This is a genomic window from Rhodococcus sp. GB-02, from assembly GCF_053470465.1.
This window is the reverse complement of record NZ_JBPUKE010000004.1, coordinates 866,967-893,686: the sequence shown is the minus strand read 5'-3', so window position 1 is coordinate 893,686 and position 26,720 is coordinate 866,967. Positions and strand designations below refer to the sequence as shown.

At 64.0% G+C, this 26,720-nt stretch carries 19 protein-coding genes and 4 tRNA genes; 8 read left to right on the top strand and 15 right to left on the bottom strand.

Going from position 1 to position 26,720, the window contains the following annotated elements; translation table 11 throughout:
• Positions 1-17: 17 nt before the first annotated feature.
• Both ACSW29_RS28895 and ACSW29_RS28890 read right to left on the bottom strand, forming a co-directional pair.
• Entirely contained in the window at positions 18-398 is a 381-nt protein-coding gene (locus tag ACSW29_RS28895; protein ID WP_003945334.1) for a DUF3817 domain-containing protein, read from the bottom strand.
• Positions 395-802 carry a transcriptional regulator gene (locus ACSW29_RS28890; RefSeq protein WP_448278930.1) on the bottom strand — a complete coding sequence of 136 codons (408 nt, stop codon included), beginning with the start codon at positions 800-802 and terminating at the stop codon, positions 395-397. The genes ACSW29_RS28895 and ACSW29_RS28890 overlap by 4 nt, the downstream gene beginning before the upstream one ends.
• A 231-nt stretch (positions 803-1,033) precedes the next feature.
• Here ACSW29_RS28890 and ACSW29_RS28885 point away from each other — a divergent pair, with 231 nt between their 5' ends.
• A complete protein-coding gene (locus ACSW29_RS28885; RefSeq protein ID WP_448278929.1) occupies positions 1,034-1,762 on the top strand; it encodes an aspartate/glutamate racemase family protein in 729 nt (242 codons plus the stop codon).
• Between the two features lie 40 nt (positions 1,763-1,802).
• Here the strand turns inward: ACSW29_RS28885 and ACSW29_RS28880 are convergent.
• A tRNA-Leu gene (locus ACSW29_RS28880) sits at positions 1,803-1,884 on the bottom strand.
• 73 nt (positions 1,885-1,957) lie between these two features.
• Entirely contained in the window at positions 1,958-2,674 is a 717-nt protein-coding gene (locus tag ACSW29_RS28875) for a hypothetical protein (protein ID WP_448278928.1), read from the bottom strand.
• 419 nt (positions 2,675-3,093) lie between these two features.
• Between ACSW29_RS28875 and ACSW29_RS28870 the strand changes: the two genes are divergently transcribed.
• Positions 3,094-12,402 carry a fatty acid synthase subunit beta domain-containing protein gene (locus tag ACSW29_RS28870; RefSeq protein ID WP_448278927.1) on the top strand — a complete coding sequence of 3,103 codons (9,309 nt, stop codon included), beginning with the start codon at positions 3,094-3,096 and terminating at the stop codon, positions 12,400-12,402.
• Positions 12,403-12,412: 10 nt separating this feature from the next.
• On the top strand, positions 12,413-12,811 hold the full coding sequence (acpS, locus tag ACSW29_RS28865) for a holo-ACP synthase AcpS (protein WP_230814074.1): 399 nt from the start codon (positions 12,413-12,415) through the stop codon (positions 12,809-12,811).
• Between the two features lie 58 nt (positions 12,812-12,869).
• Here the strand turns inward: acpS and ACSW29_RS28860 are convergent, their stop codons facing one another.
• Complete coding sequence (locus ACSW29_RS28860) at positions 12,870-13,571, bottom strand: TetR family transcriptional regulator (RefSeq protein WP_230814073.1); 702 nt, start codon at positions 13,569-13,571, stop codon at positions 12,870-12,872.
• A 290-nt stretch (positions 13,572-13,861) separates the two neighbouring features.
• Here ACSW29_RS28860 and ACSW29_RS28855 point away from each other — a divergent pair, with 290 nt between their 5' ends.
• Entirely contained in the window at positions 13,862-15,211 is a 1,350-nt protein-coding gene (locus ACSW29_RS28855) for a M20/M25/M40 family metallo-hydrolase (RefSeq protein ID WP_448278926.1), read from the top strand.
• Here the strand turns inward: ACSW29_RS28855 and bcp are convergent.
• On the bottom strand, positions 15,208-15,681 hold the full coding sequence (gene bcp, locus ACSW29_RS28850; RefSeq protein WP_007733290.1) for a thioredoxin-dependent thiol peroxidase: 474 nt from the start codon (positions 15,679-15,681) through the stop codon (positions 15,208-15,210). The two genes, ACSW29_RS28855 and bcp, sit on opposite strands and share 4 nt — an antisense overlap.
• Positions 15,682-15,825: 144 nt before the next feature.
• On the opposite strand from bcp, the gene ACSW29_RS28845 reads away from it, so the two are divergent.
• Entirely contained in the window at positions 15,826-16,047 is a 222-nt protein-coding gene (locus ACSW29_RS28845; protein WP_003945299.1) for a DUF3618 domain-containing protein, read from the top strand.
• Positions 16,048-16,113: 66 nt separating this feature from the next.
• On the opposite strand, the gene ACSW29_RS28840 is transcribed toward ACSW29_RS28845, so the two are convergent.
• From ACSW29_RS28840 to ACSW29_RS28830, 3 genes are all read right to left on the bottom strand, one after another.
• A tRNA-Lys gene (locus ACSW29_RS28840) sits at positions 16,114-16,186 on the bottom strand.
• Between the two features lie 93 nt (positions 16,187-16,279).
• Positions 16,280-17,710 (bottom strand): amidase, encoded by a 1,431-nt coding sequence (locus ACSW29_RS28835; protein WP_317829201.1) that lies wholly within the window; start codon positions 17,708-17,710, stop codon positions 16,280-16,282.
• 111 nt (positions 17,711-17,821) lie between these two features.
• Positions 17,822-17,894 (bottom strand) — tRNA-Lys (locus tag ACSW29_RS28830).
• A gap of 368 nt (positions 17,895-18,262) precedes the next feature.
• On the opposite strand from ACSW29_RS28830, the gene ACSW29_RS28825 reads away from it, so the two are divergent.
• Positions 18,263-19,432: a L,D-transpeptidase gene (locus ACSW29_RS28825; RefSeq protein ID WP_448278958.1), complete on the top strand. Its 1,170-nt coding sequence runs from the start codon at positions 18,263-18,265 to the stop codon at positions 19,430-19,432.
• A gap of 134 nt (positions 19,433-19,566) precedes the next feature.
• Here the strand turns inward: ACSW29_RS28825 and ACSW29_RS28820 are convergent, their stop codons facing one another.
• Positions 19,567-20,529, bottom strand: coding sequence for an oxidoreductase (locus ACSW29_RS28820; protein WP_317829199.1), 963 nt, complete (start codon positions 20,527-20,529; stop codon positions 19,567-19,569).
• A gap of 55 nt (positions 20,530-20,584) precedes the next feature.
• On the opposite strand from ACSW29_RS28820, the gene ACSW29_RS28815 reads away from it, so the two are divergent.
• Positions 20,585-20,995 (top strand): MerR family transcriptional regulator, encoded by a 411-nt coding sequence (locus tag ACSW29_RS28815; protein WP_448278925.1) that lies wholly within the window; start codon positions 20,585-20,587, stop codon positions 20,993-20,995.
• 191 nt (positions 20,996-21,186) lie between these two features.
• Here ACSW29_RS28815 and ACSW29_RS28810 read toward each other — a convergent pair.
• Positions 21,187-21,259, bottom strand: a tRNA-His gene (locus ACSW29_RS28810).
• An 84-nt stretch (positions 21,260-21,343) separates the two neighbouring features.
• Positions 21,344-21,943, bottom strand: coding sequence for an oligoribonuclease (gene orn, locus ACSW29_RS28805; protein ID WP_024487359.1), 600 nt, complete (start codon positions 21,941-21,943; stop codon positions 21,344-21,346).
• A 121-nt stretch (positions 21,944-22,064) separates the two neighbouring features.
• Here orn and ACSW29_RS28800 point away from each other — a divergent pair, with 121 nt between their 5' ends.
• Positions 22,065-23,804 (top strand): helicase HerA-like domain-containing protein, encoded by a 1,740-nt coding sequence (locus ACSW29_RS28800; RefSeq protein ID WP_448278924.1) that lies wholly within the window; start codon positions 22,065-22,067, stop codon positions 23,802-23,804.
• A gap of 19 nt (positions 23,805-23,823) precedes the next feature.
• On the opposite strand, the gene lysA is transcribed toward ACSW29_RS28800, so the two are convergent.
• From lysA to cmrA, 3 genes are all read right to left on the bottom strand, one after another.
• Complete coding sequence (gene lysA, locus ACSW29_RS28795) at positions 23,824-25,167, bottom strand: diaminopimelate decarboxylase (RefSeq protein ID WP_448278923.1); 1,344 nt, start codon at positions 25,165-25,167, stop codon at positions 23,824-23,826.
• Positions 25,168-25,302: 135 nt separating this feature from the next.
• On the bottom strand, positions 25,303-25,740 hold the full coding sequence (locus ACSW29_RS28790; RefSeq protein ID WP_448278922.1) for a hypothetical protein: 438 nt from the start codon (positions 25,738-25,740) through the stop codon (positions 25,303-25,305).
• 172 nt (positions 25,741-25,912) lie between these two features.
• Entirely contained in the window at positions 25,913-26,716 is an 804-nt protein-coding gene (cmrA, locus tag ACSW29_RS28785; protein ID WP_019749133.1) for a mycolate reductase, read from the bottom strand.
• Between the last annotated feature and the right edge of the window lie 4 nt (positions 26,717-26,720).

The window sequence follows — 26,720 nt, the reverse complement described above, 5'->3', positions numbered from 1 at the left end:
TCGACTTTTCGAAACTCTCAGAGCTGATAAGCCTGCTTCACCTGGGCGGTTCGCTTGTGCTCGAACACGAACGACAGGAACGGGATCGTGCCGGCGAGCGCGGTGGCAACCGTCGTACCGGGCTTCCACCGGGCCTTGATCGCCAAGTCGATCGTGAACACGAGATAGAGCATGTAGAACAGGCCGTGGATCTGGCCGATGTAGAACAACCACGACGGTGCGTCCGCCGAATTGTCGAGAATCAGGTACTTGTAGACCATCTCACCGGTCAGGAACAGCAGCCAGAGGCCGGTGATCCAGGCGAGAACGCGGTATCGGACCAGCGCCGACGCAACCTTCTTCTGTTTTTCTGCGTTGACTGCGGGGGTAGCGATGCTCGCTTCCGAACCGGTACTCACGTCGTGCTCCTATCGGACTCGCGAGCGGCGAGCTGCGCAAGGTAGTCGTTGTATTCCAGCATTTGGCGGGCTTCAGGATCGTCGACGTCGAGGCTCACATCGTCGAACTCGGCCTGCGGGCGTTGCGGCAAGAGGTCGGCGGGAATCTCACGCGGCTCCGCGGCGGCTTCCTCGGCTTCGGCCTCTTCGGGGTCCACGTCTTCGAGCTGAACGAACTTGCGATACGCGTACACCACAAACGCCGCGAACAGCGGCCACTGGAACGCGTAACCGAGATTCTGTCCGGACCCTCCGACGGCTTCGAAGCGCTCCCACTGCCACCAGCCGAGCGCGAGGCAGCCGGCGGCTGACACGATGACCAGCAGAATCAGCGCAGGTCGGCGTTTTGTAGCGTTCTTGGACACACTAAGACGGTACCTGAGAGCTATAGTGCCTCGCCCTGCGATCTCCGACACTGCGTCGTAGAGGCCGTGCCACGGCGTGTCGTAGAGGCCGTGTCACGGCGTGTCGTAGGTGCCGTGCCACACCGCCTGTGCGCTGTGTCCATCCTCAACCGCAACACTAGGCATTGAACACATTCTCCCGGCTGAACTGCATCGATAACCTCGGGCGTATCCGACAACAGGGGAGCGTTCATGCACATCAGAGTGATTCGTCCGGTCATCGACACCACACTCACGCCTGCTGTGACAGCCGAGGTGGAGCACTGGGCAGCGCCCGGAACGAGGGTCGACGTCGTTTCGCTGCGTTCCGGAACGGCGAGCATTGAGTCCGAGTACGACGAGGCACTGGCCGGTCCCGGAATAGTGCAGAGGGTCGAGGAAGCGGCAGTCGACGGCGTGTTCATCACGTGCTTCGCCGATCCCGGAGTGCATGCCGCCCGAGAGATCATCGACGCACCGGTGGTCGGCGGCTTCGAGCCGTCATTTCTGACAGCGATGAGTCTGGGCGATCGCGTCGGTGTCGTGACCATCCTGCCGAATGTCGTGCCGATGCTCCGATCGCTGACTCGGCGGTATGGGCTCGATAGTCGGCTGGGCAGTATTCGAGTCGTGGACATGCCGGTGCTGGGCCTCACCGATCGGGAGGAACTGATCGATCGACTGGCCGCTCAGGGGTCTACGGCAGTGGAGAACGGTGAGGCCGATTCCGTCGTTCTCGGTTGCACCGGGATACTCGGTGTAACCAAGTGCGGTCCGAGATGGACTGCATGGCAAAGGGATTCATGTTCCGGTTGTGGATCCGACGGCGTCGGCGACCACGTGGTTGGAGAGCTCGGTCCGTCTGGGGCTGACGCCGAGCCGGACGATGTACATGACCCCGCCGGTCAAGGCTCGAAAGCGCTGAGCCTGATCGAGAACTGAAAAAGCCCCGCCGGATCTGATCCGGCGGGGCTCTTCGTTGTGCGCGAGGGGGGACTTGAACCCCCACGTCCTGAGACACTGGAACCTAAATCCAGCGCGTCTGCCAATTCCGCCACTCGCGCGCGGAATTCAAAGGATACGCGAGTGGAATCGCTCGCGGGCACACCACCCTGGTCGGGATGCGCCCGGGCGCTCTCACGCCGTTGCGGCAAGTGGATCCGCTGCCGGCGGCGTAGCGGATTTCTTCGATCGGCGCGGTTGCTCAGCCGTGCGTTGATACCGCCACGCAGCGTGGGTGAGCGTTTGAACATCGACATCGAGATGTTCGGCAACCGCAACGAGCAACTCGGCTGCGTCGGTGCTCGACAACAATTTCTCGCTACTGCTTGCTTCGGTGGCGAACCGTGCAAGCAGGTCGATCGAAGTTGCCGTCAACTTCCCGGACAGGAACACCAGTGTCTCGAAGGTCCTTGGGCCCAGGCCCGGAACGGAGACGACTGCCGAGCGGAGGCTTTCGGTGTCTTCGACGTCGGCACTGGACCGGCAACCGGATTCGACGAGCGCCTTGGCTGCGTGAGCTACACCTTCGGCCTTGGTGGAGTAGTTGCCCGGCACGCGCTGGCCATTGCCGAGAATCGTTGCGAGCTCGTCGCCACGGTCGGTGAAGGCGGCGAGAGCGGACAAGCTGTCGAGGCGATCGTCGGCGGCTACCGAGCGGTGTGTGCGCCAACGGTCGACGACGGCGCGGACTCCGGTCTTCGGTGTTCCGTAGGCGGCGCGCGACGAGAAGATCGCGTCGAGCAGAGCGGCTTCGGACTCGCGCGGCCATCCCTGATTCCAATGCGGCCACGCCTCGCGCGGAAGCTCGGCGCCGATGAATTCGACGGCCCTGACTACGTCTGTGTCTTTCATGATTTCTCCCCCCGAGAAGTTGTCCGGTGTGGACGCGCTGAACGTAGCGAGGGGGTCCGACAGATTGTGGCCCGGAACGCACGGGATCGACCGTCCGTCAAGGAGGTCACGAATTGGTAACAATAAATATGAGGGGTTCCTCAGGTTTCTGAAAATCCCGGTAACAGTCCCAGGCAGGGCGTTCGCGACCTACTCACGAGTCACTTTCTCGAAGTCTGGTGAGGAAGATCACGGCCCCGAAAGTCGAGATTTCCGGGCCGCCGACAAACGTGAGGAAATCCTCATGATTCTGTGTAAACCTTGTCTTGCACGAACGCCCTGACTCCGTCGATTCTCTCGACGAATTCGCGAGCACTTCAGCCGGGCAGCACACCGCAAATCCCACCTCGCCGCAGAGGTGACCAGGAGAGGACGTACGCGTGACGATCGATGACACGACACCTACAGGAAACGGACGCGACTCGAAGGGTGGACGCCGTTTCGGCGTCGATGGGGGACAGTCCCGCACGACCAGCCAAGGTGCCCTCGTCGATTCGCTGAACAACGGCGTTTCCTACGCAATCGCTTTCGGTGGACAGGGCGCTCCCTGGCTCACCTCGCTCGAGGAGCTCAGCCGTGACAACGGCCTGGAGCCCGTTCTGACCGATCTGGTCAATGATGCAGCCGCACGCCTCGCACCCGTCGCACAGGATCTCCTCGTGGTTCGCCCGGTCGGATTCGATCCGATCGCATGGATGCTCGAAGCCGAGATCGTCGACGAAGAAGAAGGTGAGAAGTCGGCGGGACCTTCCGCTGCAGCGCTCACCGCAGCTCCGGTGTCGCTACCCGGTGTCTTCCTCACGCAGCTTGCGGCGTTGCGTGCCCTCTCCGCTCAGGGTCTGGATGTGGCAGGCAACCCGCCTGCTGCCGTCATCGGCCACTCGCAGGGCCTTCTGGCCACGGCTGCCGTAGCCGCACAGGGCAACGACGACGGTGAGCTCCTCGCCGTCGCACAGCTCGTCGGTGCTGCTGCCAGCCTGGTCGGCCGTCGCCGCGGCGTCATCGCCGGCGCCTCCGCGAAGCCGATGGTTGCGGTCTCGGGCGTCGATCCCGAGCGCCTTGCTGCCATCGTCGCCGAGCTTGCCGAGGGTATTGCTCCCGAGCGTGCAGCTGTCCTCGCCATCCGCAACGGCCGTCGCCGTGTCGTCCTTGCCGGGCCGCCCGCTCAGTTGGCACGCGTGCAAGAGCGCTGTGAGCAGATCGAAGCCGAAGAGGCCCGCGAGCGTGAGGGTAAGAAGCGTGGCGGTTCCGTCTTCGCGCCGTCCTTCGATCCGCTCGACACCGAAATCGGCTTCCATCACCCCGCATTGGCCGAGGCCGTCGAACTCGTCGGCAGCTGGGCGACCCGTTGCGGTCTCGACGCGGACCGTGCGCGCGAACTTGCGCAGGGTGTCCTCGTTGATCCGGTCGACTGGGTCGAGGCTGTCGACGGCGCAATCTCCGCCGGCGCCAAGTGGATTCTCGATCTCGGACCCAGCGATCAGCTGACCCGTATGACGTCCTCTTCGCTGCGTGGACAGGGCATCGGCATCATTGCCGCAGCCACCCGCGGCGGACACCGCAATCTGCTCACTCCCGGTGCTGCGCCTGAGGTCTCACGTTCGTGGACCGAGTTCGCGCCGAAGCCCGTTGCGCTTCCCGGCGGCCGCATCGGCGTCGAGACCGCGTTCACGAAGCTGACCGGTCGTTCGCCCATCCTGCTCGCAGGCATGACGCCGACGACGGTCGACGCCAAGATCGTCGCCGCGGCAGCCAATGCCGGTCACTGGGCCGAGCTTGCCGGTGGTGGACAGGTCACCGAAGAGATCTTCGAAGACCGTGTCGCAGAGCTGAAGATGCTGCTCGAGCCGGGCCGCGCGGTCCAGTTCAACTCCTTGTTCCTCGACCCGTACCTGTGGAAGCTGCAGCTCGGTGGCAAGCGTCTCGTGCAGCGTGCCCGTACTGCCGGTGCTCCCATCGACGGCGTCATCGTCACCGCCGGTATCCCGGAACTCGAAGAGGCCGTTGCCCTCATCGACGAGTTGTCCGAGATCGGCATCACCAACATCGCGTTCAAGCCCGGCACAGTGGCGCAGATCCGTTCCGTGATCCGTATCGCCAACGAGGTTCCGAACTTCCCGGTCATCGTCCACATCGAAGGGGGCCGCGCCGGCGGACACCACTCGTGGGAAGACCTCGACGACCTGCTCCTCGACACCTACGCCGAGCTGCGCACGCGTCCGAACCTGGTCATCTGCGTCGGCGGCGGCATCGGAACACCCGAGCGCGCAGCTGATTACCTGACCGGCCGCTGGTCTGCCGCAGCCGGTTTCCCGGCCATGCCCGTCGACGGCATCCTGGTCGGCACCGCAGCCATGGCGACTCTCGAGGCCACCACCTCTCCCGAGGTCAAGCAGCTTCTCGTCGACACACCCGGTACGCCGGACTGGGTCGGTGCCGGTACCGCTGAAGGCGGAATGGCCTCGGGCCGTAGCCAGCTCGGTGCCGACATCCACGAGATCGACAACGCGGCTTCGCGCACCGGACGCCTCCTCGACGAGGTTGCCGGCGATTCCGAGGCAGTGGCCGAGCGCCGCGACGAGATCATCGCCGCCCTCGACGTCACCGCCAAGCCGTACTTCGGCGACGTCGAGACCATGACGTACGCACAGTGGCTGCGTCGCTACCTCGAGCTGACCGTCGGCATCGACGCCGCGAAGGAATTCGACTGCGGCGCAGATCTTCAGGATGCCATCGTCGAGGCGACCTCGAGCCCGTGGCTCGACATCACCTGGCGTGCTCGCTTCGGTGAGATGCTCCAGCGCACCGAGGCGCGTCTGCACCCGGTCGACCGCGGTCCCATCCCCACACTGTTCGGCGATGCCGAGACCCTCGAGCGTCCCGAGGCTGCGATCTGCGCACTGCAGGCGTCGTACCCGGACTACTCGACGACCGTTTTGCATCCCGCAGACGTCTCGTTCTTCATCTCGCTCTGCAAGACACCGGGCAAGCCGGTCAACTTCGTTCCCGTCGTCGACGGTGACGTGCGCCGTTGGTGGCGCAGCGACTCCCTGTGGCAGGCACACGATCCCCGCTACACCGCAGATCAGGTCTGTGTCATCCCCGGCACCGTTGCCGTCGCCGGCATCACCCGTGTCGACGAGCCGGTCGGTGACCTGCTCGATCGTTTCGAGAAGGCCACCTACGACGAATTGGTTGCTGCCGGAACCACTCCGGTTGCACTTGCGAGCCGTCGCCACCAGGATTCCGCACCCGGACTTCTCGACGCCGTCCTCTCGGCTCCTGACCTCCAGTGGGCCGGCCGCCTGACCCAGAACCCCGTCCGTCGTCTCGGCGACCTCGAGGAGTGGAGTGCAGAGTCTGCCGACAAGGCAGTACACGGCACCACCGGGTCCAGCCTGACCGTCGTCGATTCCTCGCACGTGCTGCTCTCGGTTCCGTTGGTGGCAGACAAGTCCGTCGACATCATGATCACCATCCCCGAGTCCGTCATCGACGGCGGCGCTCCGGTTGTCACCGAGGACGACGCCGAAGGTGCGATGTCCGCACTCCTGGCAGTTGCTGCCGGGCAGGAATTGCCGGCAGTCAAGAACGGCAAGGCTCGCCTCAGCGTCGCGTGGGTTCCCGATCGCATCGCCGATCATGCCGGTGTCACCGGTTCCGGTCTGCCCACCACACTCAGTGTCAGCGGCAAGGCTGTTCCGGACGTCGTCGTCGGAGCATGCTGGCCCGCGGTCTTCGCGGTCCTCGGCGCAGCCAAGCTCGACAGTCTTTCCGTCATCGAAGGCATGCTCGACCTGGTCCACCTCGACCACACCGTCGACTTCGTCGGTGAGCTGCCCTCCGAGACAAGCATTCTCGTCGTCAATGCCGAGGTCGCCTCGGTTCTCGACACCGACCTCGGTCGCGTCGTCGAGGTCAAGGTCGAGGTCGGTGCCATGCTCGGCGAGGGCCTCGACGCCCCCGCAGTCGTCACCATGACCGAGCGTTTCGCGATCCGCGGACGCACCGGCGCAGGCGAACTCGTCGACCCGGCTCGCGCCGGTGGATCGATCAGCGACGCGGCTGTCGACACCTCGCGTCGTCGTCGCCGTGACGCGAAGATCCTCGCGCCGGTCAGCATGGGCGCATTCGCTCAGGTCTCCGGTGACCACAACCCGATTCACACGTCCGACAATGCCGCTCTGCTGGCCGGCCTCGGAACCCCGATCGTGCACGGCATGTGGCTCTCCGCCGCAGCGCAGCAGGTTGTCACCGCAGTCGACCCGGCCGAAACCCGCGTTCCGCCGCGCCGCCTGACCGCCTGGACCGCCCGCTTCCTCGGGATGGTTCGCCCCGGCGCCGAGATCGACGTCCGCGTCGACCGTGTCGGCATCGACCAGGGCGCAGAAATCGTCGAGGTCGGCTGCCGCATCGACGGTGAACTGGTCATGGTCGCCACCGGCCGGACCGCCGCGCCGAAGACCGTCTACGCCTTCCCCGGCCAGGGCATCCAGCGCCCGGGCATGGGCCTCGACGCCCGCGCCCGGTCCAAGGCTGCGCGCGACGTCTGGGAGCGCGCCGACAAGCACACCCGCAAGGCACTCGGATTCTCGATCCTCGCTGTCGTGCGCGACAACCCGGTGACCGTCAAGGCCCGTGGTGTCGAGCACAAGCATCCCGACGGTGTCCTTCACCTGACACAGTTCACCCAGGTGGCCATGGCCGTTCTCGGTGTTGCTCAGGTTGCCGAGCTGCGCGAGTCCGGAACCTTCATCGAGGATTCGCTTCTGGCCGGTCACTCGGTCGGTGAGTACAACGCACTCGCCGCTGTTGCCGAGGTCTTCCCGCTCGAAGCACTTCTCGAGGTCGTCTTCCAGCGTGGCTCCGCGATGCACCAGCTCGTTCCCCGTGACGAAGCCGGACGCTCCGACTACCGCATGGCCGCTATTCGCCCGTCGCAGATCGGTGTCTCTGACGACGACGTGCAGGGCTTCGTTGCCGGTGTCGCCGAGGCTTCCGGTGAGTTCCTCGAAATCGTCAACCTGAACCTGCGTGGCAGCCAGTACGCCATTGCCGGTTCGGTAGCCGGTCTCGACGCACTCGAGATCGAAATCGACCGTCGCCGCGCAGAATTCGGTGGCAAGCGGGCATACATCCAGGTCCCCGGCATCGACGTGCCGTTCCATTCCACCGTCCTTCGCGGCGGCGTGGCGGACTTCCGCGTATGCCTGCAGGACTTGCTCCCGCACGACATCGACCCGGACATCCTGATCGGCCGCTACATCCCGAACCTGGTTCCGAAGCCGTTCTCGCTGCGTCGTGACTTCGTTCAGGAAATCGCCGACTTGGTGCCGTCCGAGCCGCTGCAGGAAGTCCTCGCAGACTTCGACAGCTACGCAACGCGCACTCACGAGTTGTCCCGCATCATCCTGATCGAGCTGCTGGCTTGGCAGTTCGCCAGCCCGGTTCGCTGGATCGAGACGCAGGACCTGCTGTTCGGCGACGAGTCCGAAGGTGGACTCGGGGTCGAGCGCTTCGTCGAGATCGGTCTCGGCGCTGCCCCGACCGTCGCGAACCTGGCGTCGCAGACCCTCAAGCTACCGGGCCGCTTCGGCTACCCGGTCGAGGTTCTCAACGTCGAGCGTGAAGCTGCGATCGTCTACGGCACCGACGTCGATCCGGCCGTCGATGACGACGACGAGATCGAAGCCCCTGCCGCGCAGGCTGCTCCGGTCGCCGCAGCCGCCGCTCCGGTCGCTGCTGCTCCCGCTGCACCTTCGGGCGGACCGCGTCCGGACGACCTCACCTTCAAGGCGCCCGACGCCACGAAGGTCCTGATCAGCCTGTGGACCAAGCTCCGTCCCGATCAGGTCGGCCCCGCCGACACGATCGAGGCACTGTGCGACGGCGTCTCCTCGCGTCGTAACCAGCTCTTGGTCGACCTGGGCTCCGAGCTGTCTCTCGGCGCCATCGACGGTGCCGCAGACGCCGACATGGGCTCCTTGGGAGCAACCGTCGACAAGCTCGCCCGTACGTACAAGGCGTTCGGACCGGTGCTCTCCGATTCGATCAACGATCACCTGCGCAAGGTCTTCGGCCCCTCGGGCAAGCGTCCCGGCTACATCGCCGACCGCGTCAAGAAGGTCTGGGAACTGGGCGACGGCTGGGCACACCACGTCACCGCAGCAGTGGCTCTCGGCACCCGTGACGGCGCCAGCATCCGCGGCGGCGACCTCGGTGGCCTGAGCTCCGGCGCACTGGCCGACGCCGCAGCGGTCGACGCAGTCATCGACAGCGCAGTTGCCTCGGTCGGCTCTGCTCGCGGAGTCAGCGTCTCGTTGCCGGCCACCGGCGGCGGAAGCGGCGGAACCGTCGACGCAGCCGCATTGGGTGAGTTCACCGAGAACATCACCGGTCGCAACGGCGTTCTGGCCTCGGCCGCACGCCTGGTGCTCGAGCAGCTCGGACTGAACGAAGAAGCAGCAGTCGCGACGGTCGAGGACACCGAACTGGTCGACCTGGTCTCGGCTGAACTCGGCTCCGACTGGCCGCGTCTGGTTGCTCCGGCTTTCGACGCGCAGAAGGCAGTGCTGCTCGACGACCGCTGGGCAAGTGCGCGTGAGGATCTTGCGCGTATCTGGCTGGGCAGTGAGATCCTCTCGGTCGAGAACTTCATCGGAGCCGGTTCCACCGTTGCCGCCCAGGCGAAGTGGTGGGCAACCCGTGCGACCGACGAAGGCCGCACGGCGCTCGCCGAGGTCTATACCCGCATCGCTGATGCGGCTGTGACGGCAGAGTCCGACGCACCCGAGTGGGCAGGCGAGGTCGCAGTCGTGACCGGCGCCAGCAAGGGCTCCATCGCGGCAGCGGTCACAGGCAAGCTCCTTGCTGGTGGCGCAACGGTATTCGTGACCACCTCGCGACTCGACGGTCAGCGTCTCGGCTTCTACCGCGACCTGTACCGTGAGAACGCTCGCGCCGGTGCCGCCCTCTGGGTGGTTCCCGCGAACATGGCGTCGTACACCGACGTCGACGCACTGATCGACTGGATCGGGAACGAGGCCACCGAGAACGCAGGCGGCGCAAAGAAGCTCATCAAGCCGGCCATGACGCCGACGATGCTCTTCCCGTTCGCAGCTCCCCGTGTCGGCGGCGAACTTTCCGACGCCGGCGCTCGCGCCGAAATGGAAATGCGCGTGTTGCTTTGGTCGGTGGAGCGCCTCATCGGCGGTCTGTCGAAGATCGGTTACGACAGCGACGTCGACACGCACCTGCACGTAGTGCTGCCCGGTTCGCCGAACCGCGGAACATTTGGCGGCGACGGTGCTTACGGTGAGGCCAAGGCTTCGTTGATCGCCGTGGTCAACCGTTGGAAGGCCGAGCGCAACTGGGCCGAGCGGGTCACATTGGCACACGCGGTCATCGGTTGGGTTCGGGGAACCGGACTCATGGGTCACAACGATCCGATCGTCGACGCGGTCGAAGCTGCGGGCGTCCGCACCTGGTCCACCCAGGAGATGGCGACCCAACTGCTGAAGACGGCAACGCGTGAGTCGCGTCGCGCTGCTGCAGAGGCTCCGCTCGAGGTCGACCTGACCGGCGGACTGTCCGAGGCCAACCTGGATCTGGGTGCTTTGGCGAAGGAAGCTGCCGAGGTGGCCGAGATCGCCGAAGCTGTCGACGAGGCAGTGGACGAGTCCAGCATCCTGGCACTGCCCGCGCCGGCTCGGATCGACGACTCGGTCAAGGCTCCGAACTGGCCCGAACTGGACGTCACCCCCGCGGACCTCGTGGTCATCGTGGGCGCCGGAGAGCTCGGACCCTACGGTTCCTCGCGTACCCGCTTCGAGATGGAGGTCGACGAGCAGCTCTCTGCCGCAGGCGTTCTCGAATTGGCGTGGAACACCGGACTCATCGTCTGGGAGAACGACCCCAAGCCGGGTTGGTACGACGTCGAATCCGGTGACCTGGTACCTGAGGCGGAAATCGCCGACAAGTACCACGACGCAGTTGTCGAGCGTTGCGGCATCCGTCGCTACGTCGACGAGGGCGCGATGATCGACAACACGGCTCCGCTGCTCACCTCCGTGTTCCTGGACAAGGATCTGAGCTTCGTGGTCGGCAGTGAGGCCGAGGCTCTGGCCTTCGTCGAATCCGATCCGGAGAACACGACGGCGACGGGTTCCGCCGAGTCCGGCGACTGGACGGTCACTCGCCGCGCAGGCACCGAGATCCGCGTCCCGCGCAAGATGAAACTGACTCGTAGTGTCGGCGGCCAGATCCCGACCAACTTCGACGTCACCAAGTGGGGCATCCCCGCGGACATGGCAGATTCGGTCGACCGCGTCGGTCTCTGGAACATCGTCGCGACGGTGGACGCCTTCCTCACGGGCGGCTTCACTCCGAGCGAACTGCTCCGCTGGGTACACCCGAGCCTGGTCGCCAACACGCAGGGCACCGGCATGGGCGGTATGACCTCCATGAGGAGCCTGTACATCGACACGCTGCTCGGCGAGAACCGCCCGAACGACATCCTGCAGGAAGCGCTGCCGAACGTCATTGCAGCGCACGTCGTTCAGTCGTACGTCGGCGGTTACGGCGCGATGGTTCACCCCGTCGCCGCCTGCGCCACGGCGGCGGTATCCGTCGAAGAAGGCGTCGACAAGATCCGACTCGGCAAGGCGCAGTTGGTTGTTGCCGGTGGGTTCGACGATCTGAGCACGGAAGGCATCATCGGCTTCGGTGACATGTCGGCCACTGCCAAGACCGAGGACATGCACGCCAAGGGCATCGAAGATCGCCGCTTCTCGCGGGCAAACGATCGTCGCCGCGGCGGATTCGTCGAGTCGGCCGGTGGCGGAACGATTCTGCTTGCTCGCGGTGACCTGGCACTCGAGATGGGTCTGCCCGTCCTCGGTGTGGTCGCCTGGGCGGGATCGTTCGCCGACGGTGTCCACACCTCGATCCCGGCACCGGGACTCGGAGCACTGGGCGCCGGACGTGGGGGAGCCGATTCACAGCTCGCACTCTCGCTCAACGCTCTCGGAGTGAGCGCCGACGACATCGCCGTGATCTCCAAGCACGACACCTCCACTGCCGCCAACGATCCCAACGAGGCAGAGCTGCACGAGCGCCTCGCCGGGGCATTGGGACGCAGTGAAGGCGCGCCGATGTTCGTGGTCTCGCAGAAGAGCCTGACCGGTCACGCCAAGGGTGGTGCCGCAGCCTTCCAGCTGATCGGACTCTGCCAGGTACTGAGCCAGGGCATCGTCCCGCCGAACCGCAGCCTCGACTGCGTCGACGACAAGATGGCCGAGTTCGAGCACCTCGTGTGGGCACGTCAGCCGCTCAAGTTCGGTGAGCAGCTTCCGCTGCGCGCGGGCCTGTTGACCAGCCTCGGCTTCGGTCACGTTTCCGGACTGATCGCAGTCGTGCACCCGCAGGCATTCGTCGAGTCGGTTCCGGCCGACAAGCGCGCGGATTATGTTGCGGCGGCGCAGCAGCGGACGATCGACGGACAGCGTCGCCTCACCAAGGCGATGTGCGGCGGCGACAGCCTCTACGAGCGTCCGGCGGATCGTCGCCTCGGCGCCGACGGAACGCCGGCCAAGGCGTCGCGTCAGCTCGAAGCGGACATGCTGCTGAGCGAGGACGCACGACTCGGCGCAGATCAGGTGTACCGCTCGAATCTGCCCGGCTGCAAGTAATAATCACGGTATGGGAGTTCTGGGTATCGGCTTCGACCTCGTGACGGTGTCGGAGTTCGCCGAGCAATTGAACAGGCCGGGAACGGCAATGCTCGACAACTTCACACCGGGCGAGCGTCGAGACGCCGCTACCCGGAGCTCCGAACCGGCACGACACTTCGCTGCGCGGTGGGCAGCGAAGGAAGCAGTGATCAAGGCTTGGTCGACTGCTCTCTTCGCGAGCCCGCCGGTGCTGGGGGAGATGATCCACAATCAGATCGAGGTCGTCTCGGACGCCTGGGGTCGCCCCGGCATCCGGCTTCGCGGTGACGTGGCCAAACACCTCACCGGAGTGAAGATTCATATTTCACTCACTCACGACGGGGACATGGCCGGAGCTTTCGCGGTGATCGAATCCGAACCGGAGTAACACCGCCGGACACGAAAGAGCCGGTCTCCCAAAGGGAGACCGGCTCTTTGCCGTTCGACTAGTCCTTCGTGCGCGATTCCTTCTCGGCAACAAGGAGATACGCGATCATCAGCCTCTTCAGTTCGGTGACGGCGTCGGCATGCGACTGACCGTCCTGAACCGAGAAATTGAGCATCGAATACACCACGTGGACAAGGACTTCCGCCATCATCAGGCGACGATCTCGCCGCGTACGCGGCGTCAACGGACCCAGCATTTTCGCGACAGTCTCGGCGAACTGCTTCTCGTGAATGACGCCGGTGGCCCGCGTGGACGGTGTCGACTGCATCGCCAGCCAGACTTCGCGGCGCGACGGATCAGACGTCCACAGCCCGGCCATGTGATCGACGAAACTGTTCAAGAACCGCAGCCAGTCGAGCGAGGGCACTTCGCCGCCGAACTGAGCAAGCTCGTGCTGGACCCCGACGAGGTCCTGGCGGTTCAACTCACAGACGATGACGTACTTGTTCGCGAAGAACTGGTAGAGCGTCCCAATCGGGACGTCAGCACGTGCCGCGACTTCTTCACAGGTGAACGATTCGAATCCGACGTCGGTGAGGAGTTCACGTGACGCCGCCAGGAGGGCGTCGAATTTACGCTGGCTGCGCTCTTGCGTCGGACGCTTGCGCGGCAGCAGTTCCTGTGGTTCTTCGAGGCTTTGTGGGTTTTCCAGTGCAGGGTCGACTCGCCGCCGCGCGCGGTGACGAGTCGTGGGCTGCACATCTTCCAGGCTATCGGTGTTTTCTGTCGAATTTGGGACTTGTGCGTTATCCGGTGTCATCGGCCACCTACTTCGGCGGTCGTGATCGGTCGAAACGCACCGCGCAGGTGCGCGCACACGAGTCCCGATGCTGTAGCCACAACTCGATACTAGGTGACCACCTGTCCAGTAGCCGAAGAGGTCGCTGCGCGGTGTGGCGCAGCGGCGATCCTGCCGACTCCATTCATCTGATTCGGGCAGACTGAGATTCTTCGGGCACACCGAGATTCGATGCCGAGGAGAGGGAGACGATGACGGAAGAACTGCGAACCGCGGTACGTGAACTCATGCCGCGTGCCCGTGAAGATCTGAGTGCACTTGTGGCGATGAAGTCCGTCGCCGATGCACGGCAGTACCCGCCGGAAGAATGCGCGGCCGCGGCACATTGGGTGCTGGAGGCGTTCCGTGATCAGGGTTTCGCGGATATCGAAGCGATCGAGACCTCCGACGGTTCGGCCGCGGTCGTCGGCCGTCGACCAGGTCTGGCCGGTGCCCCGACCGTTCTGCTGTACTGCCACTACGACGTTCAGCCGCCGGGAAACGAAGAGCTCTGGGGCTCGCCGCCTTTCGCGCTCACCGAGCGCGACGGACGGTGGTACGGACGCGGTGCTTCCGACTGCAAGGGCAACGTCGTCATGCATTTGACGGCGCTGCGAGCGCTTGCCGCTGCCGGTGTGGATCCGAGCGCGCATCTGATGATCGTCGCCGAGGGTTCGGAGGAGATGGGCACCGGCGGTCTCGAGGATCTGGTGCGCGAGCGGCCGGAACTCTTCGCGGCAGACATGATCCTGATCGCCGATACCGGCAACACGGAGGTCGGGGAGCCGACGATCACGACATCACTACGCGGGATCGCCAACGTGGTGGTCCACGTGTCGACGCTCGAGGGTGAGATTCACTCCGGTGTCTTCGGTGGGCCGGCGCCCGATGCGATCACCGCGCTGGTGCACATTCTGTCGACGTTGCACGACAGCGCCGGAAACACCACAGTCGAAGGCTTGATCAACGACCAGGAATGGGCCGGGGTCAGCTACGACGACGATCAGTTCCGCTCCGATGCGGGAGTACTCGACGGTGTGCAGCTGACCGGTTCCGGTTCGGTCGCCGAGCAGGTGTGGGCTCGGCCGGCGCTGACCATTCTGGGTATCGACTGCTCGCCGGTCGTGGGCTCGGCGGCGGCGATCACGCCACGCGCGTCCGCACGCCTGAATCTTCGCGTCCCGCCCGGCACGGATCCGGCGCAGGCACAGAAGTTGTTGACCGACCACCTCCTGGCAGCGGCGCCGTGGGGCGTCCACATCGAGGTCGTACCGGAATCGACGGGATCGCCGTTCTCGTCCTCGACGGAGGGGGCAGGTTTCGCGCAGCTGAAGTCCGCGCTCACCGATGCCTACGGCCGCGAAGTGGGATTTGCCGGCCAAGGCGGATCGATACCGCTGTGCAGTGCACTGGCCGAGCAGTTCCCCGACGCCGAGATCGCATTGATCGGCGTCGAGGAACCGCAGTGCCGCATTCATGCACCTGACGAAAGCGTCGACCCGTCGGAGATCGAGAATCTCGCTTTCGCGGAAGCGCTGTTCTTGACCAGGTACGGGAGTTAGACCGACAGATCGCGTCGTAGCTTGGCGACGTGGCCGGTGGCCCGGACGTTGTACTGGGCCACCTCGATCTTGCCCTCCTCGTCGACGAGGAACGTCGAGCGGATGACGCCCTGGACCGTCTTGCCGTACATCTTCTTCTCACCGAACGCGCCCCAGGCTTCGAGCGTCGCCTTCTCGGGATCGGAGAGAAGCGGGAAGGTCAGCTCTTCGGTATCGCGGAACTTCGCGAGTTTGGCGGGCTTGTCCGGTGAGATTCCGATGACCTCGAGGCCGGCGCCGTTCAGTTCGGCGAGGCTGTCGCGGAAGTCGCAAGCCTGCTTGGTGCATCCCGGGGTGCTGGCCGCGGGGTAGAAGTACACGATGACCTTGCGGCCGCGGTAATCGTGGAGCGAAACCTCGTTGCCGTCGGCGTCGGGGAGCGTGAAATCCGGCGCGACGTCGCCGGCGGACAATCTACTGTTCTCGGTCACGGGAATCGACGTTAGTCGACAAATTGCGCGGCAGGTGGGCGCGAGGGCATTCTGCTCCTCTACGGTAGAGCGAAGTGTCGGCGCGCTGCGTCCACACAGCAGACCGCACACAGAGCAGCAGAACACAGACAAGTTGGAGGACACGTGCCCAGGGACACCGAGAGCATCGAGCGCGAGATCGAGAAGGCGCGTAACCAGCTCGCGAGCACACTCGACGAACTGACGGTCCGCACCAACCCGAAACGGCTGGTCGAGAACACCAAAAAGACGGTGCTCGCCAAGCTCAACGAGCCGGCAGTGAAGTACGCGCTGATCGCAGTCGGTTCGGTGGTGGGGCTACTCGTGGTTCGGAAGATCATTCGCTGACCCGAGTTTTCGAAGACAGAACATGAAGAAGGCCCCCACCTCGTGAGGTGGGGGCCTTCTTGCAAGTGCGCCCACAGGGACTCGAACCCCGGACCCAGTGATTAAGAGTCACTTGCTCTACCAACTGAGCTATAGGCGCTCGCTCTTGCGAGACAGAACATTAGCCGACAGGCTCAGGAGTTTGCAAAACGCGTGTTCATCGTGGTGACGATGGTTACATCGCTTCTGCAATTCACGAGTATGGCGGGCGCGAATCCGGCCAGCGGACGGTGCGTTCCAACTGCTGTGCGACGGCGAGAATCGTCGATTCGCCACCGCTGCGCGCAACCAGTTGGACGCTCAGGGGGAGTCCGCGTTCGGAGAATCCGGCGGGCACGGCGGCCGCCGGATTGCCGCAGACATTCCAGATCGAACAATAGGCGGCGATCGGCAACGCCTTACGGACTGCGGACAGAAGGCCGGTTCCTTCTAACTGTCCGATCGGGCGCGGCAAGGCGGGCGTCGTCGGCATCAGGACCAGGTCGAAGGTGTCGAAGACCTGGTTGACCGTCGCTGCAATTCGCTCACCTTTGCGGTATGCGAATTTTCCGACGCGCGCAGGGGCGGCTATCCGACCGATGGACGCGAGTGCGCGCGTGCGCTTCTCGAGGAGCGCCGGATGATCGACGCGCAGTGCCTCGTCGCGGACGCCGCCGAGTACCTGGGGGAGAAATGCCGCAGTTGCATCCGGGTACTCGGGGTCGTGTTCTTCGACGTGATGTCCCAACGCGCTCAACATCTCTGCGGCTGAGTGGACCGCGGCAACGACCTCCGCGGACGGGCGTACTCCCCGGACCGGACTCCGGGTGGACACCGCGATGCGAAGCGGCCCGGGAGCCGTCGCGGCCGAGGCGGTAAAGCCGGTTCGGAGCGGTTCGGCTGTGTAGTCGTCGGTCCCGGTGGTGCCGGTGATCGCGTCGTACACGAGTGCGCTGTCCTCCACGGAACGAGTGAGAGGGCCGAGCGTGCCGAGTCCGCGCCAGAGGTTTCGGTTCGGAGCGGTGCTCACCCGGCCACGCTGCGGTTTCAGTCCGAACAGGCCGCAGAAAGCCGAAGGCAATCGAATGGAACCGCCGCCGTCGCCGCCTATCGCCGCCGCGACCATTCCCGAGGCGACGGCCGACGCAGATCCTCCGCTCGATCCGCCGGTTGATACGCCAGTGTCCCAAGGGTTTCTGGTGTAGCCGTTTGCGGCGGTCTCGGTGAAGGGCCAGATGCCGAACTCGGGCATCGTCGTCTTGCCGACGATCACCGCGCCGGCCTCGCGCAAACGGCGAACGACCTCCGAGTCAGTGGAGGCGATGCGAGTTGCTGCCGCACCGCCGTACGTCGTCGGCGTTCCGGCGACGTCGTTCTCGTCTTTGATCGCGATCGGTACTCCGTGCAGTGGGCCCAGGCTGTGGCCGTCGGCCTGGCGCTGATCGAGCCGTGTCGCCTCGTCGAGCGCTTCGTCTGCGAGAACTCGCACAAAAGCATTGAGCGTCGTATCGAGGCGTTCGATCCGACGAAGCGTGTTCTCGGTGAGCTCGCGGGCCGACAAGTCTCCGGACCGGATCAGAGCGGCCTGACCCGCCACCCCGGCAAATGCCAGCTCGCTGCCAGATGTGGTTTCGCGCTCGGTCATCAGTCCTCCAGGCCGTGGTTCCGATAACTGTGAAGTCTATTCACCACAACCTGTTCGCCACGACACAAAGAAAAATCCCCACCTTCCGAAGAAGGTGGGGACTTTTGCAAGTGCGCCCACAGGGACTCGAACCCCGGACCCAGTGATTAAGAGTCACTTGCTCTACCAACTGAGCTATAGGCGCTCGCTCTTGCGAGACAGAACATTAGCCGAATCGCCGGTTCGGGAGCAAATCGCCAGGTGGAGGCTTCACTGCCGTAGTCCGATCGGAGGAAATCCGCCACAAGCAGCAACAAAACGGACGGTTCGGAGCGATTGATACTTGAACGTTACTGACGGCGTGGCCCTTCATGACCGTTGGTAACGAGCGCGCCTGGCATCATTGATGTAGCGCAGTCATACCGCAAGTCCCACTTGCCTTCCGGTAAGTGGGATTCGCATGTGACGCGGAAGTTAGTCGGAGAAATTGTGAAGCGGAGTCGAACGATGAGTCGTCAAAGGTGGGGTCTGTCCGTGCGCGGGGGGAACGGTCGAGCGTCGAAGGGCGCGGCGATGATAGCGGCGTCACTCGGTGCGCTCGTTCTGATGACCGCGTGCACGTCGGGTGGCAAGGACGTCAGCACAGAGGGATCGGCGCCGATCGATTCCAATCCGCTCACCGAACTCATCAAGCCGAAGCTCACCTCGACCGCCGCAGACGGGGCTGTCGGCTTCTCACCGGGTGACCCGGTCAAGATCAACGTCGCCGACGGTGCCCTGTCCGACGTGACGATGGTCAATCAGGACGGCAAGGCAGTTGCCGGCGCTATCACCGCCGACGGTGCGTCGTGGACGACCACCGAGCCGCTCGGATACAACCGCAAGTACAAGATCGAGGCCCGCGCGTACGGATTGGGCGGCGCCAGTACGACGGTCACGTCCTTCACCACCAGCGCGCCCGGCAACGTCACCAAGCCGTACGTCTTGCCGAACGAGGGCGACGTGGTCGGCATCGGTCAGCCCATCGCCGTGCAGTTCGACGAGAACATCCCGGATCGCAAGGCTGCCGAGGCCGCGATCACCGTCACCACGACTCCCGCCGTCGAAGGTGCGTTCTACTGGGTCAACAATCGTGAGGTCCGTTGGCGTCCGGAGAACTACTGGGCACCGGGCACCAAGGTCGACGTGAACGTCAACGTGTACGGGCGCAATCTCGGAAAGGGAGTCTTCGGGCAGGAAGACGCGAAGAGTTCCTTCACCATCGGTGATGCCGTCATCGCCACGGCGGACGACAACACCAAGCAGGTCACGTTCCAGGTAAATGGCGAAACCGTCATGACCATGCCCACCTCCATGGGCAAGGACAGCACTCCCACCGACAACGGCGTCTACATCATCGGCGACCGCTTCGCGAACATGATCATGGACTCGTCCACGTACGGCGTCCCGGTCACCTCCGCTCAGGGTTACAAGACCCCCGTCGACTGGGCGACCCGAATGTCCTACAGCGGCATCTTCTTCCACTCGGCACCGTGGTCGGTCGGGCAGCAGGGCTACTCCAACACCAGCCATGGCTGCCTCAACCTGAGCCCGTCCAACGCCAAGTGGGTCTACGACAACACCAAGCGCGGGGACATCGTCGTGGTCAAGAACACCGTCGGCGGCACGCTCTCCGGCACCGACGGCCTCGGTGACTGGAACATCCCGTGGAGTGTCTGGAAGACCGGCAACGCGGACGTCTGAGCGCGTCCCTGAAGCACTGAACGTCAGAATGCCCCCGACCGTCCGGTTGGGGGCATTCTGCATCTGCCACTCCTTTTGCGAGCGAAAGTGCCTCTCGGTCTATCTGAGGCGACGAGAGGTACGTTCGCTCGGTGTCAGCGTCGATCGAAGGCGTCCACTCCGGTCATCTCAGCGGACAGCGCCCACAATCTGAGTGCGTCGTCGGGATCGGTGGCCCAAGGCTTCACGCCGCCGACGCTCATGTCATCGGTCTGCGCGACGTCCGCGATGTTGCAGTCCTGGAGGTACGCGCCGGCGTGATCGACGAGTATCGGTGCCGTCGCCGCCCACACTGTTGTAGCGGCGCCCTGGGCGGGAGTCTTGAATCCCGGCACGGCGTCGCCATTCGGCGTCGTCCATCCGAGATCGTGTTTCTCCGATGCGGAGAAGTGACGTTGAAGGGGAGTGAGGATGCTCCCGGGATGGACGGAGAAAGCAGTAATTCCGCGTGAAGCACCGGCGCTCGCGAGCTGTACAGCGAAGAGAGCATTTGCAGTCTTGGCCTGACCATACGCAAGCCAGCGGTCGTAACCCTTGCGGAAATGTATGTCATCCCAACGCACCCCCGACAGAAAGTGTCCCGCCGACGAGACCGAGACCACGCGAGAACCGTTTGTAGGCAAGCCAGGTGCAAGCAGGTTCACCAGTACAAAGTGCCCGAGGTGATTGATCGCGAACTGTGATTCCCAGTCGGACCCGACTCGGACCTCCGGGCAGGCCATGATTCCCGCATTGCAGATTATGATGGCCGGACTGATCCGGGATTCGAGCATTTCTCGCGCACACGATCTGACACTGCTCGGGTCCGACAGGTCGCACGCTCGTACTTCGATGCCCGGAAAGTCGGCCACGGCACCCCGGGCCTGTTCTGGTCGGCGGGCAAGAACTACAACTCGCACGCCGACCGAAGCAAGTGACCGCGAAATCTCGAATCCGAGCCCGGAGTACCCACCAGTGACCAGTGCGGTGGTGCCGGTCAGATCTAATCCGGAAAGTACGTCGTCGGCGGTGGAGGTTCGGGCAAATCCGGTGTTGATTTTGCGCTGGATGGAATTCATGACCGCGAACGTAAAATCTGGAGGGCACTCCAGGTCAAGGAAAGGTAACCGGGCAATGCGCGAACTTTTGATCGGTGATGTAGCCGTCGAGACCGGTATCAGCATCGATTCTCTCCGCTACTTCGAGCGTGAAGAGTTGCTCGTTCACGAGGTTGCGCGCTCGGCTGGTGGGCGTCGGGTGTACTCCGAAAGCGATGTCTCTTGGTTGAAGTTGTGCAATCGCTTCCGAGACTCGGGTATGCCGATCGCCACTATCCGCGAATTCGCCGCACTCGTCAGGTCCGGGCCAGGAAACGAGAAGGAGCGGCTTTCGCTTTTGCAGTCGCATGAGGAGTTGATTCGATCCAGGATCGCTGCGATGCAGGACAACCTGAACGTCATTCACGACAAGGTTTCGGTATACGAGCGACACGTGCGTGAGGGGACCGCAGCGGGTGTCTGGGAGCCAGGTCCGCGAGCCGAGTGATCGACGGCTGGGTGATTTGCGATGATTTCCGGCTACCTCGATGCGAGCGAAAGTGGCTTTCGGTCTATCTGAGGCGACGAGAGGTACGTTCGCTCGGCCCGGGCACTCGGCTGGGAAGGGGAATTGGGGGTGGGACACAAACCAAAAGAACCCCCGAAAATGTCTTCCGACATTCTCGGGGGTTCCGCTTGGGTGAGCGACGGGACTCGAACCCGCGACAGCCAGGATCACAACCTGGTGCTCTACCAACTGAACTACGCCCACCATTGCCTCGGCCGCCGGTTTGACCCGGCTGCTTTGACGAAAGAGATACTAGCGCGAAAGTCGGTCAGTATGCCAATCGGCAGGTCAGGCGGGACCCAAGCCCTCTACGACGGCTGCGATCTCCGCGCTCGACGGTCCGGGCGCCGCGACAAATGCAGTGCCGCGGTAGTACTTGAGTTCGCGGATGGACTCCTTGATGTCGGCGAGCGCTCGGTGGGCGAGACCTTTTTCGGGCTGGCCGAAGTAGATTCGCGGGTACCAGCGACGGGAAAGTTCCTTGATGGAGCTGACATCGATCATCCGGTAGTGCAGGTAGGTGTCCAGCGCCGTCATGTCGCGTGAGATGAACCCGCGGTCGGTGGCGATGGAATTACCTGCCAAGGGCGCCGTACCGGCGACGGGAACGTGCTTGCGGATGTACGCGAGCACTTCTTTCTCCGCCTCGGCCAGGGTGACTGTCGACTTTCGGACCTCTTCGGTCAGTCCCGACTTTGCATGCATCTTCTTCACGACGTCGGGCATGGCAGCCAACGCGTCGTCGTCGGCGTGGATGACGATGTCCACACCTTCGCCCAAGATGTTCAAGTCGCTGTCGGTCACCAGAGCCGCAATCTCGATGAGTTTGTCCGACTCGAGTCGCAGCCCGGTCATTTCACAATCGATCCATACCAATTTGTCCTGCACCAGGAACACAGTAGTGCGCGCGGGCGCGGGATAAGGTCTGCGGTGGAAACTCGGGTGCGTGCAGGACGGCGCTCGGGTGATGACAAGAACTTCGCCGCATTGCAACGAGGAGGGCTTTTCGATGACCGTGGATCCGAAGGACGGAGCCGCGCCGCTGACGCCGGCGGAGAAGGCGAAAGCTGCAAAGGCCGCCGCTGCCGAAGCCGCTCGGATTGCCGCTGAAGCTGCTGCAGCAGCTGAGGAAGCAGAGAAGGAAGCCGCTGTCGCCGAGGCCGAAGCATCCGCAGGAGCCACCCCCGTCGCCGCGACGCCCTCGGGTGCTGCAGCTGAAATCGCGGCGGGCTACTCATCCGAGGGGCGGGCACTCGAGCTCGGCTCGGTGGTGATCGACGGAGTGGCAGATCCCACCGCGCGGGTGCGGATTCCGTTGGCGACGATCAACCGTCACGGTCTGATCGCCGGTGCGACGGGTACCGGCAAGACCAAGACGTTGCAGGGCATCGCCGAGCAGCTGTCCGCCGCGGGTGTGCCAGTGGTGATGGCCGACGTCAAGGGCGATCTCTCGGGTCTGTCGAAGGCGGGAGATCCGAGCGAAAAGATGAAGTCTCGCGCAGTCGAGACGGGAGACGATTCGTGGACTCCCGCGGGGATGCCAGTCGAGTTCTTGTCGTTGGGTACCGACGGAATCGGTATCCCGGTGCGCGCGACCATCACCAGTTTCGGGCCGATTCTGCTCAGTAAAGTGTTGGGCCTCAACGAGACCCAGGAGTCGACTCTCGGACTGATCTTCCACTGGGCCGACACTCAGGGCCTGGCCCTGCTGGACCTCAAGGATCTGCGTTCGGTCATCGCCCACCTGACGAGCGCTGAGGGCAAGGCGGATCTGAAGGGTATCGGCGGAGTTTCCTCGGCGACGGCGGGAGTTATTCTGCGTGCGTTGGTCAACCTCGAAGCCGACGGCGGTGACACCTTCTTCGGTGAACCGGAACTCGAAACCGAGGACCTTCTGCGGGTCGTCGGCGGTGCCGGTGTGATCACGCTGTTCGAACTCGGTGCCCAGGCGGCGCGTCCGGCGATGTTCTCCACCTTCCTGATGTGGGTGCTCGCGGATCTGTTCCAGACGCTGCCCGAAGAGGGAGATCTGGACAAGCCGAAATTGGTGTTCATCTTCGACGAGGCGCACCTTCTGTTCGCGGACGCGTCGAAGGCATTCCTGCAGCAGGTCGAACAGACTGTCAAGCTGATTCGCTCGAAGGGCGTCGGCGTGTTCTTCTGCACGCAGCTTCCGACCGATGTTCCCAATTCGGTTCTGTCGCAGTTGGGTGCGCGCGTCCAGCACGCTCTGCGTGCGTTCACGCCCGACGACCAGAAGGCGCTCAACAAGACTGTCCGCACCTACCCGAAAACCGAGCACTACGACCTGGAAAAGGCGCTGACTTCACTCGGCATCGGTGAAGCCATCGTGACCGTGCTCTCGGAAAAGGGTGCGCCGACGCCGGTGGCTTGGACCAAGATTCGGCCTCCCCGGTCGCTGATGGACACCATCGGTAACGACGCGATCAAGGCGGCCGCGTCGTCGAGTCCGCTGAATCGGAAGTACGGCCAGACCATCGACCGCGAGTCGGCGTACGAGAAGTTGACGGCGAAGGTTGCCGGTGCGCCGACGGCGGATCAGTCCCTGGATCTTCCGTCGCTGCCCGATCTGCCGCCACCGCCGCCGGCCGAACCTGAGGGCCCCAACATCGCCGAGCAGATCTTGGGTAACTCCGCCGTCAAGAGTTTCCTACGGTCCGCAGCTTCGGCTGCGGGACGGGAGATTTCGCGAAATATCTTCGGTACCGGTAGCCGTCGCAAGCGCTGAGGCTTAGGCGCCCGCGAGGTCAGATGCCGACCTCGCGGGCCAGCAGGTCGTTGATCGATTCGCGCCTGATCAACGGCCGCGCAATCCCGCCCAGCACAGCGACGACCGGTGGCCTGCCGACGCTGTTGTAAGTGGAGGCCATGCTGTGGTGGTATGCGCCCGTGCACGGCACTGCCAACAGGTCACCTTCATGTAGGTCGGCGGGAAGCCTTGCTCCGACGGCGATTTCGTCGCCCGATTCGCAGTGCCGCCCGGCGACGGTGACTTCCTGGAGCGGTGCGCTCGAATGCCGATTCACCAATTCGACGTCGTAGTGGCTGTCGTACAACGACACCCGAGGGTTGTCGCTCATCCCACCGTCGACGGAAACGAAGGTTCGACCGCCGCTGATCGTCTTGATGTTCTGTACGCGATAGAGCGTGACTCCGGCGCGCGCGGCGATCGCTCGGCCAGGCTCGAGCACGATTTCGGGTCGAGGGAAGCGGTTTCGGGTGCACGCGTCGTCGAGAGTTTCGTCGATGACGTGAGCGAGGCGGGTCAGATCCAATTGGGCATCTCCCGGCACGTATGCGATCCCATGGCCACCGCCGAGATCGAGTTCGGTGAGGATGATTCGATGCGTGCGTCGTATGTCGTCCATCTGTGCGATCATCGTCTCGATCGCGGGGCGGAAGAGTTCGGGATCGGTGATCTGGGAGCCGAGATGGCAATGCAGGCCGATGAGTTGCAGGTGCGTCGCGTTGGCGACGACGGATACCGTGCGTTCCAGTTCTTCGGAAAACGCTGGTAAGCCGAACTTTTGATCCAAAATGCCCGTGGACACTGCCTTGTGCCCGTGTATGTCGATGCCGGGTGTGACTCTGATCAACACCTTCTGCGGGTGGGTGCACACCGACGCAAGACGTACCGCTTCGCTGGGGGAGTCGAGGACGATCCGGCCGACACCCGCGTTGACTGCGGTTCTCAGTTCGGCAACCGATTTGGCGTTTCCGTGCAGGATGATTCGTTTCGGATCCACACCTGCGGCAAGCGCGATGGAGAGCTCTCCGGCGGAACAGACGTCGATCCCGAGGCCTTCGTCGGAGACCCAGGTGGCCATCGCACGGATCATCAGTGCCTTGCCGGCGTACACGATCTCCGAATCGGGGAAAATCTCTCGATACGTGCGGCAACGGTGGCGCACGTCAGCCTCGTCGACGACATACGTCGGCGTGCCGTACTGGTCCGCGATCTCTTCGAGCGAGACGTCACCGATGCAGACACGCCCGCTGTGGTCGTGGCGAGTACTGATGGGCCACAACGCAGGATCCATACGAGGTGTCATTGCGCCGCGTAGGGAGGGGAAGATTTCGAGTAGCGTCACGTCGATCTCCTGAAGGTGACCCGCCGTGTTGCGGGCTACTTTCAGATTTACTCCCGAAGACCACCGGTGGGGCGGGTCTTGACGCTTACTTGACGCGCCGCCGAACGAGGTTGACGCGGCCCTGACGGGCTCGACTCACTGTGCTCGCCGCCGCTTCCATCTGAACCAACCGAGCGCCGCTAGTAATATCACCGCCACGGTTCCGCCGAGGACCGTCGATCTGTCGGCGGACACACCAACGGACGGAGTTCCGCCGGCACTCGGGGCGTAACCGGCGCCGTACACGGACTCGACCGCCGCTTGGATGTCGAACCCGGTTTCGGTAGCCGGCCCGCAGCTGTGCCCCTCGTGCTCGGCGTCGACGTCGTACGGCGCAGAAACGAACATCAGCCGCTCGGTACCGAGCACGTAGCTTGTGCCACAACCGTTCCCGTTCGCGAGTGTCCCCACCGACGTCACCGATGCCAGATCGCCTTTGTAGACCCGGCTGACGTCGAACAGGTAGGTGTCCTCGAACCCGTCCGAAGTTTTCTCCGTCGGAGTCCCGAGGAAAACGGTGCTGGAGACACTCACGGCTTCTTCCGGGGTAGCCGATGATGCGCACGAACATGCATTCGCTGCCGTGGGCAGCAGTAAGGGCAACCCTCCGGTCAAAAGGAGGATTGCCCCGACTGCCAGTGTTCTTCGCATCGCCATTAACCGACTATATGGTCTGCTATGGCCTGCTCTGAGAAGTTTGCGTGAATCAGCCGCCGAGCTTCTTGTAGAACGTGCCCACGATGGGCGCCACGACGGCGCGGGGGCTGTAGCCGCCAGCGACGGACATCGCCTTGCTCAAGATGCCTGGTACGACGCGCATCTTGTTCTCGGCCAGGCCGTCGAGCGAGACCTTGGCGGTGTACTCGCTCGAGATCCAGAAGAAGTCCGGGACGAGCTTGTCGACGATCGACGCTTCGGCCGGGTCCGGGGTTTCGGTGCGTACGGGGCCCGGAGCGAGGAGGGTGACGTTCACTCCGGTGCCCTTGAGTTCACCTCGCAACGATTCTGCGAAGGTGTTCACGAACGCCTTCGTGGCGGCGTACGTCGCGTTGTTGGGGATCGGCATGTTTCCGGCCGCGGAACCGACCATCAGGATGGCTCCGGACTTGCGGGCGAGCATGCCGGGCAGCACGGCCAGGGTGAGGTCGTGCACCGCGACGGCGTTGAGCTCGACCTGGTCGCGCTCGTACGCCGGGTCCAGCTCGGCGATCGGGCCGAAGGTGGCGATGCCGGCGTTGTTGCACAGGATGCTGATGTCGCGCCCACCGAGCTCCTCGACGAGAACGGCACGCGCCGCGCTGTCGGAGAGGTCCGATGCACGGACTTCCACTTCGACGCCGTGCGCGGCACGAAGCTTCTCGGCGAGGACCTCCATGACCTCGCCGCGACGGGCAACGAGGATCAGGGAGTGTCCGCGTGATGCCAGATCAGCGGCCAGTGCCTCTCCGATGCCGGAGGAGGCGCCGGTCACGACGGCGCGGGCTGTGGTTGTGGGTGTCGGCAGGCTCACGATC

Bases quoted from the DNA above. Each gene is read 5' to 3' on its own strand.
- ACSW29_RS28885 (WP_448278929.1), top strand. From the start codon at position 1,034: ATGCACATCAGAGTGATTCGTCCGGTCATCGACACCACACTCACGCCT.
- ACSW29_RS28875 (WP_448278928.1), bottom strand. From the start codon at position 2,674: ATGAAAGACACAGACGTAGTCAGGGCCGTCGAATTCATCGGCGCCGAG.
- acpS (WP_230814074.1), top strand. From the start codon at position 12,413: ATGGGAGTTCTGGGTATCGGCTTCGACCTCGTGACGGTGTCGGAGTTC.
- ACSW29_RS28855 (WP_448278926.1), top strand. From the start codon at position 13,862: ATGACGGAAGAACTGCGAACCGCGGTACGTGAACTCATGCCGCGTGCC.
- ACSW29_RS28835 (WP_317829201.1), bottom strand. From the start codon at position 17,710: ATGACCGAGCGCGAAACCACATCTGGCAGCGAGCTGGCATTTGCCGGG.
- ACSW29_RS28825 (WP_448278958.1), top strand. From the start codon at position 18,263: ATGATAGCGGCGTCACTCGGTGCGCTCGTTCTGATGACCGCGTGCACG.
- ACSW29_RS28820 (WP_317829199.1), bottom strand. From the start codon at position 20,529: ATGAATTCCATCCAGCGCAAAATCAACACCGGATTTGCCCGAACCTCC.
- ACSW29_RS28815 (WP_448278925.1), top strand. From the start codon at position 20,585: ATGCGCGAACTTTTGATCGGTGATGTAGCCGTCGAGACCGGTATCAGC.
- ACSW29_RS28800 (WP_448278924.1), top strand. From the start codon at position 22,065: ATGACCGTGGATCCGAAGGACGGAGCCGCGCCGCTGACGCCGGCGGAG.